The sequence below is a fragment of the Brachybacterium sp. AOP3-A1-3 genome, from assembly GCF_052378285.1.
In the GTDB taxonomy this organism is placed as follows: Bacteria; Actinomycetota; Actinomycetes; order Actinomycetales; family Dermabacteraceae; genus Brachybacterium.
Genome location: NZ_JBQSXM010000002.1, coordinates 371,980 through 385,064, shown reverse-complemented (window position 1 = coordinate 385,064; position 13,085 = coordinate 371,980). Strand labels below are relative to the sequence as shown.

The window sequence follows — 13,085 nt, the reverse complement described above, 5'->3', positions numbered from 1 at the left end:
GCCCCCGTGATCTGCCGACTTCTTCCGTCATCGGGGGTCATCCGGAGCAGACGAGGGTGCTGTCGGCGCCACCTGACGGATGGCGACGGCACGACCGCCCGGGCCAGTCGGTCGTCGGTGTCCCCGTCGTCCTCGAGGACGAACTCACCGGAGTCGTCGGTGAACAGCGCTCGCCGACGGGGTGCTGCGCGGCGCGGTAGCTCGTCCACCAAGAGGAAGCCGGGCCTCGCGTCCGGCACCGGGGGCGGGGTCCGCACTGGCACGTGTCACGTCGAGCAGGGCGTCGGGGGATTCCACGGCGGCGCGCAGCGAGTCCCAGTCCGGTGATGCGACGCGAGTCGCCTCGGCGTCGGTGGGGATCTGAGCGACCCCCGCGGTGATGAACGTGATCGGACCGTTCCCGGGACGCCTCTCGAGGACCCTGATCGGTTCGCCGATCCGGTCCTGCACAAGGATGGGCTCCGTGGCAGGGGCATCGAACACGTGGTTCGGGAACGCGTCCGGTGCCGCCCTGTGAAGAGCTTGGCAGAAGGGGCTCAGGCCTCTGAACCCCGGCGCACGTCCCGCGCTGAGGATGCCCCAGCGGGCGTACTCTTCCCTCAGCCGATCCAGGAGGCCCCATGTCACGCCGCGCCGTCTCGTTCACCGACGTCTCTTCCGAGGGTCTCGAATCCTCGCCCGTCACCGATGCCCTCGCGGGTCTGCGCGCGAACGAGGCCCGGTACTTCTCGACCAAGTACGGTCACGTCTTCACCGTCGCCCCTGCCGCCGAGGAGGCTGCGACCCTCACGTGGGTCGAGGAGATCCTCCGGACGGAACGCGACATGGTCATCACCTCGCCCGCGCTCGAGGTGAGCATCAACGAGGTGGACGGCATCGTCTGGGTCCACGTCTTCTACGAGAGCGGTCTCGCGCTGAACGTGCTGTGGACCCGGGCCGACGGCGGCAAGCGCGCCGTGGGCCTCAAGCTCTCCGACGGCATGGAGGTTCCCGACGAGCTCTCCGCCTTCAAGTTCGCACGCCAGAAGTCGAAGCTCGCCGGCACTATCCGTGGCAGCTACTTCGTCATCAAGGGCGAGCACCCGCTGCCTACGAGCGCCTGACCAGGCTCACCGCTCCCGGCACCGTCCTGGTCCGGGCAGCTCGGAGCGAGCGCGTGCAGCACGTCACCGCTCATCCCCAGACCTTCGGTGTCCCGCCACGCACCTCCGGGACCGGCACGGACTGTTCGCATCGGAAGGGGGTGGAGGACGGGGCTCCCCGATCGAGGGGCCCCGTCCGACCCTCCCTCAGGACCCGCTGAACTGCGCGCTCACGTGGTGCACCTGGCCGCCCCAGCCGTCCTCGGGGAAGGCGTCGGACACCTTGAGGTAGACGTCCTTGTCGTCCCCGTCGAGGTACGGCGTCAGGTCGAACGTGTGATCGGCGCGGTTCGAGGCGTCCCGGAGCGGCTCGTCCTCGGCCAGCACCCGGGTCCAGGACTCGCCGTCCGGGCTCAGATCCACGAGGTACTGGTTGCTGATCGTCACGGTGAGCTCGGCCGCCGTCGTGCTCGCCGGGAACGGGAAGCGGTAGATGAAGTAGCTGTTACCGTCCGCGAAGCGGCCCGGTTCGTCGGTGACGCCGGAGCCACCGGCGTCCCACAGCCACGGCTCGTCCTGGGTCCCGCCGTCGAAGTCGACGGTCCGGGCGACGAGGACCTCGGTCCGTGCGGTGAACTCCAGCCCGCCGGCGGCCTTCGCGTTCACGGCGATCAGAGGGTTCCCGTCGGTCGCGTCGGCCGGGATCGTGATCTGGACCGGGATGGTCACGGTGGCGGGCTCGCCCTCCGCGTCGGGCACCTCCAGGTCGACGCTCGGGGCGAGGTCGAGCGTCCACCCCTCCGGTCCCTCCGCCTCCAGGTGCACCCGGACCGGGCGTGAAGCGGTCGAGGTGATGGCGACCTCCAGATCGAGCTGTCGGACGGTCGGTGCTCCATCGGGCATCACCACCGGTGTGCGGGAGAGGGAGGCCGACAGCGAGCGGCGCGCTCCGGATCTCGGGAGATCGGCGATCAGGGCGGAGAGGGCGCTCGCCTGGGTGCGCCAGTCGAACACGTTCGGGGACGTCTCGGTGCTCTTCCCGGCCCAGCGCACGCCGAGCTCGTCGGCGATCGTGCGGTCAGCCTCCCAGATCGTCGCGGCCTGGGTCGCGACGACGTCCCGGTACCGGTCATCGCTCGTGGTGTCGGCGAGGTCCATGAGGTAGCGCAGGAAGATGCCCTTGAACTGCTTGTGGTTGTCGTTGGTCGTCTCCCCCAGCACGTCGGTCCACTCCGTGAGGATGCCGCCGGTGAACAGGGCGCCCTCCGCGAGCGCCGAGTCGGCGAAGCAGCGCGCATTCTCCAGCAGCTGCGGATCACCGGTGGCCCGCCAGAGCTCGAGGGCCCCACCGATCGCGAGGGCCTGGTTGTAGGTGTAAACACGGTCGCGATTGTTCTCGCACGAGTCGGTCAACCCATCGTTGAGAAGGCCGTCCTCGTTGACCATCCCGCTGGTGAGGTACCAGTCCCAGGCCACCTGAGCGCGTTCGAGCCAGGCCTCATCTCCCGGGATGCGATTGTGCAGCTCGGCGGTGAGCCGGATCCACTGCCCGTTGGTGACGGCGTTCTTGTAGGTGCGCTCCTCGTTCCACCAGATCCCGCCGTCGCAGGTGCTGGGGTCCCAGAAGTCGTCCATGAACTCGCCGATGGTCACGGCCATGTGGAGGTATTTCTGCTCGCCGGTGAGGTCGAAGGCGGTGATCCAGGTCAGCGCCCACCAGCCCGAGTCGTCGATGGCACGGCTGGTGAAGTTGCCGTACAGCTCATCGCCGGAGAGCTCCCCGGCCGGGAAGGGGCCCTTGTTGCGTTCGAAGGTGTGGTCCAGCTGGTCCAGATAGCGACGGTCGCCGCTGCGCAGCATGTAGTCGCCGATGGTCTGCAGGGCGACGGCGGAGTTCCACCAACTCGAAGGGAACCATGCCTTGTTCTGGTCGTAGTCCCCCATCAGCACATCCGCGGCGACGCGTGCACGGGCGAGCGCCTCGTCGCCCCGGACCCGTGGGAGCTCTGGCGGCGCCGCGTTCGCGACGGAGGCTGCTCCGAGCGCGGGCAGGGCGGCGGCGGTGAGGGCGGCAAGGGTGCGGCGTGACATCTTCATCGATGGGGCTCCCGATCGTGGCGCTCGGTCGTTGAACGCTCTGCTCGTGCCGTGATCGTTCACGGACGGCGTCGAGCATTCCACCGGGGCACCCGGGCGTCAATCACCTCGCCACCCCGATGAGCACGCGGCCGCGCCCCGTCACTGCTCGTCGAGGAACCGCAGGACCGCTCGCACGCGGCGGCTGGTCTGCTCGTCGCCGGTGAGCTCGAGCTTGTCGAAGATGGCGCTGATCGCCTTCTCCACGGTGCTCAGCGAGAGGAACAGCCGGTCGGCGATCCCCCGGTTGGAGAGCCCTTCGGCCATGGTCTCCAGCACCTCGACCTCACGCGGGGTCAGGCGGCTGACGGCCTTCCGCTGCTCGGGGTTGCGCAGGAGCGCCCGCACCACGGCCGGGTCGATCACGGTGCCGCCGTCGGCGACGTCGTGCACGGCACGCAGGAACCCGTCGATCTCGGTGATGCGGTCCTTGAGCAGGTAGCCGATGCCGGGCGTCTCCGTGCCCAGGAGGTCGCTGGCATACTCCCTCGCGACGTACTGCGAGAGCACGAGCACACCCACCTCGGGGTGCTCCCGTTTGATGCGCAGCGCCGCGATCAGGCCCTCGTCGGTGTGGGTCGGCGGCATCCGCACGTCCACGATGGCCAGGCGGGGCCGGTGACGGGCGACCTCCTCCAGCAGAGCCTCGCCGTCACCGACCGAGGCGAGCACCTCGATGCCCTCGTCGGCGAGCAGGCTCCGCACCCCCTCGCGCAGCAGCACCGCGTCATCGGCGAGGATCACGCTCAGCGGACGCTGCCCGCGGGACGGATCGGATCGGTTCTGGTGCTCAGTCACAGGGGATCTCCGCGGAAATGATCGTCGGCCCGCCGAGCGGGCTGTCCACGCTCACGCTACCGTCCAGGGCGGCCACGCGGCGGGCCAGACCCTGGAGGCCCCCGCCCTCGGGGTTCGCGCCGCCGATGCCGTCGTCCTGGACGCTCAGGCGCAGCATGCGCCGGTCGGACTCGGCGAGGGTCACCACCGTGATCCGCACATCGCTCGCGGCGGCGTGCTTGACCACGTTGGTGACGGCTTCGCGCGCCACGAAGTACGCGGCAGACTCCACCGCCTGCGGGACCACCCCCTCGAGGCGCACGTCGACGTGCACGGGCACGGGGCAGGTCTCGGCGACGCCGTCGAGCGCCGACGCCAACCCGTGCTCGTCAAGGGCCGTCGGATAGATCCGCCAGGCGACCTGACGCACCTCGTCGATGAGGGCCTGGGACTGGGTGTGCGCCTGCTCCAGCAGCTGGGAGCTGCGTTCGGGATCCGTGGCGCGCCGGGCCCGGGCGAGGGTGACCGAGAGCGAGACGATGTTCTGCTGCACGCCGTCGTGGAGATCGCGCTCGATCCGGCGCCGCTCGTCATCGATCGCGAGCACCACGCCGCGCCGCGTGGTCAGCAGGCGGCTGATGCGGCTCTCCAGCGCGTCGGTGCGCACCACGCCGGTCCAGCGCCGCAGGAGCAGGGTCTGCAGCCACACCGCGAACTCCGCGTAGAGCGCCGCGGCCACCAGGCTCGAGGTGCCGAAGATCAGCAGCACGGACGGCGCCGGACGGCTGATCACCCACAGATCGAACTCGAGGGTGACGGGGCTGCCGTAGAAGGACTGCGTGAAGCTGCCCAGCACGACGGCGGCGACCAGGATCAGCAGATCCATCATCACGTACCCGAGCAGACCGGCGAGGGCGCCGTGGAGCAGCGCCCGTCGGCCCCCGAGGAAACCTCCGTCCTCGTCCCCGAGCTGCAGGCGGTAAGCGCGGCGCAGACGAGTCAGCTCCCAGCGGCGCACCCGACGGAAGGGCGCTCGCCAGCGCACCAGCATCAGCACGGCGGTCAGCAGCAGGAGCGGGCCGAGGACCAGGCCCAGCGCGGTGCCCGCGACGTGGCGCAGCGACCTGCGCACGATCCGGGCAGGCTCGCGCGGCAGCTGGATGCCGGAGAGATCGGGCAGTCGCATGGTCGAAGCTCCTGGACCGAGAGAAGGGTGCCGCCGACGGGGCGATCGCCACCGTCGCTGAGCAAGCTATCAACGCTGGGCGGTGACGCGGCAGGTGGCCTGCCTCCAGGGCGATGACGGATAACCGTAAACCTCCTGCCGGTGCGCCGTCAGGAGTGCGGGGCCGGCTCCGTTCCGGGGTGCCGCCACCGGTCCCTAGCGTCGTCCCTGTATCGGTCCTCCTCGGATCCCTGCACCGGTCCTCCCCGGACCGCCTTCCCGGACCGATCGATCTCTCCCCGCCCCGACCGACTCGCCCGACCGATGCAGGAGCTCGTCCATGGATGCCGTGCTGGACCTCGCCCAGACCCTTCTGACCTCTCCCTGGCTCTACGCCCTCGTGCTCGGGGTGACGATGCTGGATGCCGTGATCCCGCTCGTGCCGGGCGAGACCCTGGTGATCACCGCTGCGGCCTACGCGGTCACCGGGAGCGGCCCCGAGGCATCGTGGGTGCTGCTCTCCGCCTGGGCCGGGGCGCTCGGCGGGGACGTCGTCGCGCATCATCTCGGTCGCGGAGCCGGGCCGCTGACGGCCTGGTTCCGACGCCGGCGGTGGGGCGGCGCCCTGTTCGAGTGGGCCCAGCGGGAGCTGACCACGCGCGGAGGGATGCTCCTGATCTCCGCCCGCTTCATCCCGGGCGGGCGCACCGCGACCACCGTCGCCTCCGGGGCGATCGGCTATCCGCGGGCACGCTTCGTGGGCTTCGCCGCGATCGCAGGGCTGCTGTGGGCGCTCTACAGCGTGGGGATCGGCATGCTGGGCGGACTCGCCTTCCATGAGCAGCCGCTGATGGGGGTCGCGCTGGGCATCGGCCTCGCGCTCGCCGTGGGCGGATCGATCGAAGGGGTCCGGGCCCTGCGCGCCCGACGCCGCCGGGACAGGACGCTCAGTCGTCCGGTGAGCGCAGTGCGCGCCGCTTCTCCTGCACCGTCGCGAGGCGCGTAAGGATCTCCTGGTAGCGCTCCGCGTCGGAGGGGTCCGTGCGCTGCAGGCGCTGCTTGAGCACGGAGTACTCACGGGTGATGGACAGCTCGCTGAGCCGGGACAGGAGCGAGGCGCCCAATTTCTGCAGCCCCGCCTCATCGCGCGCCGGGAGGTCGAGATTCGCGATCTCGACGATCAACGGGCGCACGGTCTCGCCGGAGATCTCGAGGACCTGCTCGAGATAGCGCGCCGGGTGCAGGGTGCCGATCACGGCATCGAGCAGAGTCCCAGCGGCCAGCATGACGTCCCAGACCCCCTGCAGGGCGGGCACGTGGAAGGCGTCGTCGGGCAGGGCCCCGACCGTGTCGGTGTCCAGGAGCTGCGGAGCCTGCAGCATGACGGCGAGGGACTGGGTCTCGACCTGGCCGACGGGATCGCGGGGGTTGACGACGTCCGAGAGCCGCGCCGCCGGAAGGGTCTCCTGCCCCTCTCCCCCGGCGCCGGCGCCATGCCCGTTGCCGTTCTCGAGGGTGCCGGGGCGTTCGGCGAGGGTCGCCGGCTCCGCGTGCCGGCCACCGCGTCCCTCGCTCCGGGCGGCGTCGTGCACCGCCCGCAGCACGGTGCGCTCGTCCATGCCGAGCCACCCGGAGAGACGGCGCGCGTACTCCGGGCGCATGGCCCGGTCGCGGATGCTCGCCACCACCGGGGCCGCCATCCGCAGCGCGGTGACCTGCCCCTCGACGGTGTCGAGGTCGACCTGGGCGATCGCAGAGCGGATGGCGAACTCGAACATGGGCTTGCGGCCCTCGATGAGGTCGACGACGGCCTGGTCCCCCTGGGCGAGTCGCAGGTCGCAGGGGTCCATGCCGTGGGGCTCGACGGCGACGTACGTCTGCGCCACGAATTTCTGGTCCTCCTCGAAGGCGCGCAGCGCGGCCTTCTGCCCGGCGGCGTCGCCGTCGAAGGTGAAGACCACCTCGCCGGCCAATCCGCGGCCGTCGGTGTTCAGGCGCAGACCGGCGCTGCGGTTCGAGTCCCCCATCACGCGACGCACGATCTTCACGTGTTCCGCGCCGAAGGCGGTGCCGCACGAGGCGACCGCGGTCGGGATGCCGGCGAGGTGCGCGGCCATGACGTCGGTGTAGCCCTCGACGACCACCACCCGCTTCTGGGTGGCGATGTCCTTGCGCGCGAGGTCCAGCCCGTAGAGCACGTTGGACTTGTGATAGATCGCGGTCTCAGGGGTGTTGAGGTACTTGGGGCCCTTGTCGGACTCCAGCAGGCGGCGCGCCCCGAAGCCGATGGTGTTGCCGGTGATCTCCCGGATCGGCCAGATCAGCCGGCCGCGGAAGCGGTCGTACACGCCGCGCTGTCCTTGGGAGACGATCCCGCTGGCCACCAGCTCGTCCTCGGTGAAGCCCCGCTTGCGCAGCACACCGGTGATGGCGTCCCAGCCCTCCGGCGCGAAGCCCACGCCGAATCGTTCGGCGGCAGCGCGGTCGAATCCGCGTTCGGCGAGGAATCTGCGTCCCACCTCGGCCTCGGGGGTGTCAAGCTGTTCGCGGTAGTACTCCTCGGCGATCGCGTGCGCGTCGAGCAGGCGCCGGCGGGTGCCGAAGTCGGGGCGGTCGCCCTTGCCGTCCTTGGAGTCCTCGTAATGCAGCTGCACGCCGTAGCGGCCCGCGAGCACCTCGACGGCCTCGACGAAGCTGAGATGGTTGATCTTCTGGACGAACGAGATGACGTCTCCGCCCTCGCCGCATCCGAAGCAGTGCCAATGGCCCAGCTGGGGACGGATGTTGAACGACGGGGTCTTCTCGTCGTGGAAGGGGCACAGCCCCTTCATCGAGCCGATTCCGCCGGTGCGCAGCGTGACGTGCTCGCCGACGACCTCGTCCAGCCGGGAGCGCTCCCGCACCAGCTCCACGTCGGCACGACGGATCAGTCCCTGGGCCAACTCCTCACAGCTCCGATCCGAGTCCGGGCAGCGGGGTGTCCGCAGCCGTGATGTGGGAGATCGCGCGGTCGAACAGGACATCGTGGAGCCGACGGGCGGTGACGTCCGTGTAGGAGGCGATCTGGTCGACGACCACCCGGCGGCGGGTGTCGTCGTCCTGCGAAGCCTCCCACAGTTCGGCGAACAGGGGGCTCAGGTACTGGGTGCCGGTGTTCCACAGCCGCGAGTAGAGATCGTTGATGATCTCCTCCTGCGCTTCGTAGACGGGCTGCTGGGAGGCGGAGGACATCACGTAGGCCGCGGCGAGGCCCTTGAGCACGGCGACCTCGAGGTGGGTCTCCTCCGGCACCACGATGTCCCCGGAGTAGCGGGACATCGCCCCCTCCCCCTGGACGGCGCGGGTCGCGGTGATCGCGGAACGGGTGAAGCGCCCGATGAGCTGGCTGGCCATGTTCTTCAGGGCGGCGGCGGAGCGCATGGTGCCCGTGAAGGACGTCATCCAGGAGGGTTCCGCCTCGAGGCGCTGCAGCGCGGCGTCCAGCGCGTCGAGGGATTCGTCCGGCATGTACCAGTCCTGCACGACGTAGAGCGCGGCGGAGCGCTCCATCGGCTCGCGCAGCTTCCCGAGGTCCAGGGTGCGCCCGGTGATCGCATCCTCGATGTCGTGGACGGAGTACGCGATGTCGTCGGCGAGGTCCATGACCTGCGCCTCGAAGCACTTCCGGCCGGGGATCGCGCCGTGACGCGCCCACTCGTAGACGTCCAGGTCATCCGCGTAGGCGCCGAACTTCGGGGAGGTCGGGTCGGGACCCTCACCCCGCGCCCAGGGGTACTTGATCGCCGCGTCGACGCCGGCCCGGGTCAGGTTCAGGCCGTAGGGACGGTCCTCGCCCAGCACCTTGGGCTCGAGCCGGGTGAGCAGGCGCAGGGTCTGGGCGTTGCCCTCGAAGCCGCCGAAGTCCGCGGCCAGGGCGTCGAGCACCTTCTCACCGTTGTGCCCGAAGGGCGGATGGCCGAGATCGTGGGAGAGGCAGGCGGCGTCGACGATGTCGGGGTCGCAGCCGAGTGCGAGGCCGATGTCGCGGCCCACCTGTGCCACCTCGAGGGAGTGGGTGAGGCGGGTGCGCACGAAGTCGTTCGCCCCGGCGCCGAGGACCTGGGTCTTGGCCCCCAACCGGCGCAGCGCCGAGGAGTGCAGCACACGGGCGCGGTCCCGCTGGAACGGAGTGCGCTCCTGGGACTTCGGGGGTTCGTCGGCCCAGCGCTCGACGTCGGCCTGCGTGTAGCCGGCCGCCGGCTGCGCGACGCTCTCCGGAGTACGTGAGGTGGTCATGGCTCAGCCCCCTGAGGTGTCGAGCTCGGCCTCGTGGAGGCGTGCGGCATGGGCATCGGACAGCTCGCGGGAGGTCATCCATCCCTCGGGCACCACGGCACGCTTGGGACTCCCGGCCCGGCCGCGGGGACCTTCGACGGCCTCACCGGGATACGGGCAGGACAGATCGAGCTCGGCGAGCTTGGCATCGAGATCGGCGAGGGATTCCATGGTCGCCAGGCGATGGCGCATCTCGCCGCCGACGGGATAGCCCTTGAAGTACCAGGCGACATGCTTGCGCAGGTCACGCAGCGCGCGCCCCTCCTCCTCGTAGAACTCCACGAGCAGCTCGGCGTGGCGGCGCAGGATCTTCGCGACGTCCCCCATCGAGGGCCGCACCCGGTCCGGCCTGCCGGCGAACCCGGCGGCGAGATCGGCGAACAGCCACGGACGGCCCTGGCATCCACGGCCCACCACGACACCGTCGCAGCCCGTCTGGTCCATCATCGAGATCGCGTCCTCTGCGGACCAGATGTCGCCGTTGCCGAGCACCGGGATGTCGGTGACCAGCTCCTTGAGCTCGGTGATCTTCTCCCAGCGCGCCGTGCCGGAGTAGTGCTGCACCACCGTGCGGCCGTGCAGGGCGATCGCCGCCGCTCCGACCTCCTGGGCGATGAGCCCCGCGTCGCCGAAGGTCTGGTGCTCGTCGTCGATGCCGATGCGGGTCTTCACCGTGACGGGGATCTCGGGCCCGGCCGCCTCGACCGCGGCGCGCACGATCCGCGTGAACAGCTCGGTCTTCCAGGGCAGCACGCCGCCGCCCCCGCGGCGGGTCACCTTGGGGACCGGGCAACCGAAGTTGAGGTCGATGTGATCGGCGAGGTCGCGCTCTCGGATCATCTCGACGGCGCGGCGCACCGTGGCCGGGTCCACGCCGTACAGCTGCACGGAGCGGGGCGTCTCACGCTCGCCCATCGTCACCAGGCGCCAGGACTCCTTATGGTCCTCCACCAGCGCCCGGGTGGTGACCATCTCGCCGACGAACAGGCCGCCGTCGTCATCGCTGTGCATCGCGCCGAATTCGCGGCACAGCAGCCGGAACGCCATGTTCGTGATGCCGGCCATGGGGGCGAGCACCACCGGCGTGTCGATCGTGTGCGGACCGATCGTCAAGGATCGCCGAGCGGCGCCGGCGGGCTGCGCGGGCGGGGCGGTGGGGGCGTCGAGGGTGGTCATCAGGTTGATTGTCCCACTTGGGCCCGTCGTCCGGGAGGGAGGGGCAGGGTGATGTGCATCGGCACGGGGTGGGGAGGAAGGCCGACCCGCTGCGGGGTCACCCTCAACTGCCCGGAACTTCCCGGGACTGCTCAGCCCTCCAGGAGCCGATCAGGCTCCGAAGAGGACCACACGGTTCCCGTCGGGGTCCGAGAGCACCAGCACCCGGGCCCCACCACCTGGCTGCGGGGCGGGCTGGTCGATCCCGGAGTCCCGGAGCCGTGCCGCCTCGAGGTCGAGGTCGTCCGTGCTGAGCACCAGCGCGGAGTGCCCGGCGCGCTCCGCCTCGGCGAACACCTGGACGCCGTTGCCCCCGGAGAGGTGCCATTCCAGCAGGCCGTCCATGGGACGCACGTCGGGTCCGACCCCGAAAAGCCGCGTGTACCAGCTCTCGGCGGCGTCGAGGTCGGCGACGGTCATGGTGGCGAGCACGGAGGTGAACATGTGCGAGCTCCTTCCGGGAGTGACGGGCCGACGCGTTCGCGTCGTGCCCCGGAGACGACCATCATGCGCTCGATGCGGGTCCGATCCACCCCTGTCATCCGGCCGCGGAGGATTCTGCCCTGGGCAGAGGCGGGGGCGGCTGCCCGTGGCGCGCGCGTAGCCTCGGGACATGGATGAGCATCTGGAGCCGCTGCTGCGTGAGCTGATGGGCGCGGTGCTCCGCGACGAGCGCCGACGGCAGGGCCGAACCCTCGCCCAGGTCGCCGCCACCGCAGGGATCAGCATGCAGCATCTCTCCGACGTCGAGCGCGGCCGCAAGGACCCCTCCTCCGAGCTGCTCGCCGCCATCACCGGCGCCCTCGAGGTCAGCGTTCCGCAGCTCCTGCTCCGCGCGGCCGACGACGCCCTGCTCCGAGGGCGTGCGGAAGCGGACGAGCGCGACGGCGCAGGGACGCACGAGAGGTTCCGCGGACCTGCTCTTGTGCGACCGGAAACCCTCGATCTCACCTCTACCGCCGCTGAGCGCACCGGACAGCGGGCCCCGGGCGGCGAGGTATCCCTCACCGCCCGACCGCACCTCAGCCTGCTGTCGGCCGCCTGAGCAGCACCTCGTCCGCGAGGCCGTAGTCGACGGTCGCCCGGGCATCGAGCACCTGCTCCCGCTCGAGATCCCGCCGCACCTGCTCCAAGGACCGCCCGGAGTGCTCGGCGATCAGCGCCTCCAGGGCCCGTCGGATCCGCTCCACCTCCTCCGTGGCGAGTATCAGGTCCGGCACCGCTCCGCGGCCCTGCGCCTCGAGCGGATGCAGCACCACACGGGTGTGGGGCAGCACCGATCGCATCCCGGGTGTTCCCGCGGCGAGCAGGACCACCGGCGCCGCGACCGCCTGGCCGACGCAGGTGACCGCCACCTTGCTGCGCACGTAGGCGAGCGTGTCGTAGATGGCCAGCACCGCCTGGGCGTCGCCGCCGCTGGAGTTGAGGTAGAGGTGGATCGGCGCGTCGGAAGACTCGTTCTCCAGGTGCAGGATCTGGGCGATCACCGAGTTGGCGACGCCGTCGTCGATCGGCGTGCCGAGGTAGATGATCCGATCCGAGAGCAGGCGCGAGTAGACGTCCGCGCTGCGCTCGACGCCGGTTCGCGTGCGTTCGATGACGCTGGGGATGGTGTACGTGCTCATCGGAGGTCTCCTTCTGGTGCTCCTGCTGCAGGATCGCGCTGCGCGGGGGCGGGCGGGGTGCTGCCGAGCGAGGTGCCCCCACGGGCGGGGATGCCCAGCGGCAGGATCTCCTCGAGGGAGGTGACGATGCGATCGGCGAATCCGTAGTCGACGGCGGCGTGCGCGTCCCACATCCGGTCCCGCTCCGAGTCCTGGGCGATCGTCTGCACGCTCTGCCCGGTGCGCTGTGCGGTCAGCTCGATGAGGAGGTCCCGGCCCCGGCGGAGGTCCTCGGCCTGCAGCTCGATGTCCGCCGCACTGCCGCCGAAGCCGGCAGATCCCTGGTGCATCAGCACGCGGCCGTGGGGAAGGATCATCCGCTTGCCGGGCGTGCCGTGGGTGAGCAGGAACTGCCCGGCGCTGTAGGCCATCCCGAGCGCCACCGTGCGCACGTCGCAGGGGATCAGATCCATGATGTCCCCGATCGCGAGCATCGCGGGCACCAGGCCGCCCGGCGAGTTGATGAGCAGGGTGATGTCCTGCTGCGGCTCCTCGGCGGCGAGCAGCAGGAGCTGGGCGCTGAGCTGGGCGCCGTTGTCCTGATCCAGCTCACGGTCCAGGATCAGCACCCGGTGGTGGAGCAGCCGGGTGGCGGTCAGAGCGCCGAGGGCATCCGGGGCGGAGGTCTGCGCGGTGTCGTCGAGTCGTGGGAGTGTGCGGCTGAGTGTCATGGACCCAGCCTCGGCCTCGGCGGGGCCCGGCGGGAGGATCTCCGCCCGGCGCTGATCAGCG

General features: G+C 70.7%; 12 protein-coding genes. 3 read left to right on the top strand and 9 right to left on the bottom strand.

Annotation, left to right across the window (positions count from 1 at the left end):
- The first annotated feature begins 620 nt into the window (after window positions 1–620).
- On the top strand, window positions 621–1,103 hold the full coding sequence (locus tag ACT3T5_RS04480; protein WP_443335231.1) for a phage tail protein: 483 nt from the start codon (window positions 621–623) through the stop codon (window positions 1,101–1,103).
- A gap of 186 nt (window positions 1,104–1,289) precedes the next feature.
- On the opposite strand, the gene ACT3T5_RS04475 is transcribed toward ACT3T5_RS04480, so the two are convergent.
- The 3 genes from ACT3T5_RS04475 to ACT3T5_RS04465 all read right to left on the bottom strand — a co-directional run bounded on the left by ACT3T5_RS04475 (window position 1,290) and on the right by ACT3T5_RS04465 (window position 5,181).
- Entirely contained in the window at window positions 1,290–3,179 is a 1,890-nt protein-coding gene (locus ACT3T5_RS04475; protein ID WP_444576924.1) for a glycoside hydrolase family 76 protein, read from the bottom strand.
- 141 nt (window positions 3,180–3,320) lie between these two features.
- Window positions 3,321–4,016, bottom strand: coding sequence for a response regulator (locus ACT3T5_RS04470; RefSeq protein WP_444576925.1), 696 nt, complete (start codon window positions 4,014–4,016; stop codon window positions 3,321–3,323).
- Complete coding sequence (locus ACT3T5_RS04465; protein ID WP_444576926.1) at window positions 4,009–5,181, bottom strand: sensor histidine kinase; 1,173 nt, start codon at window positions 5,179–5,181, stop codon at window positions 4,009–4,011. The genes ACT3T5_RS04470 and ACT3T5_RS04465 overlap by 8 nt, the downstream gene beginning before the upstream one ends.
- Before the next feature lie 319 nt (window positions 5,182–5,500).
- Between ACT3T5_RS04465 and ACT3T5_RS04460 the strand changes: the two genes are divergently transcribed.
- Complete coding sequence (locus ACT3T5_RS04460; RefSeq protein WP_444593713.1) at window positions 5,501–6,166, top strand: DedA family protein; 666 nt, start codon at window positions 5,501–5,503, stop codon at window positions 6,164–6,166.
- Here ACT3T5_RS04460 and dnaG read toward each other — a convergent pair.
- From dnaG to ACT3T5_RS04440, 4 genes are all read right to left on the bottom strand, one after another.
- Complete coding sequence (gene dnaG / locus ACT3T5_RS04455; RefSeq protein WP_444593712.1) at window positions 6,108–8,102, bottom strand: DNA primase; 1,995 nt, start codon at window positions 8,100–8,102, stop codon at window positions 6,108–6,110. The two genes, ACT3T5_RS04460 and dnaG, sit on opposite strands and share 59 nt — an antisense overlap.
- Window positions 8,103–8,106: 4 nt before the next feature.
- A complete protein-coding gene (locus ACT3T5_RS04450; RefSeq protein ID WP_444593711.1) occupies window positions 8,107–9,435 on the bottom strand; it encodes a deoxyguanosinetriphosphate triphosphohydrolase in 1,329 nt (442 codons plus the stop codon).
- A 3-nt stretch (window positions 9,436–9,438) separates the two neighbouring features.
- A complete protein-coding gene (gene dusB / locus ACT3T5_RS04445; RefSeq protein WP_444576930.1) occupies window positions 9,439–10,650 on the bottom strand; it encodes a tRNA dihydrouridine synthase DusB in 1,212 nt (403 codons plus the stop codon).
- Between the two features lie 150 nt (window positions 10,651–10,800).
- A complete protein-coding gene (locus ACT3T5_RS04440) occupies window positions 10,801–11,133 on the bottom strand; it encodes a VOC family protein (protein ID WP_444593710.1) in 333 nt (110 codons plus the stop codon).
- A 169-nt stretch (window positions 11,134–11,302) separates the two neighbouring features.
- Between ACT3T5_RS04440 and ACT3T5_RS04435 the strand changes: the two genes are divergently transcribed.
- Window positions 11,303–11,734: a helix-turn-helix domain-containing protein gene (locus tag ACT3T5_RS04435; protein WP_444593709.1), complete on the top strand. Its 432-nt coding sequence runs from the start codon at window positions 11,303–11,305 to the stop codon at window positions 11,732–11,734.
- Here ACT3T5_RS04435 and ACT3T5_RS04430 read toward each other — a convergent pair.
- Window positions 11,712–12,314 (bottom strand): ClpP family protease, encoded by a 603-nt coding sequence (locus tag ACT3T5_RS04430; RefSeq protein WP_444576933.1) that lies wholly within the window; start codon window positions 12,312–12,314, stop codon window positions 11,712–11,714. The genes ACT3T5_RS04435 and ACT3T5_RS04430 overlap by 23 nt on opposite strands.
- Complete coding sequence (locus ACT3T5_RS04425; protein ID WP_444593708.1) at window positions 12,311–13,024, bottom strand: ClpP family protease; 714 nt, start codon at window positions 13,022–13,024, stop codon at window positions 12,311–12,313. The genes ACT3T5_RS04430 and ACT3T5_RS04425 overlap by 4 nt, the downstream gene beginning before the upstream one ends.
- Window positions 13,025–13,085 lie beyond the last annotated feature (61 nt).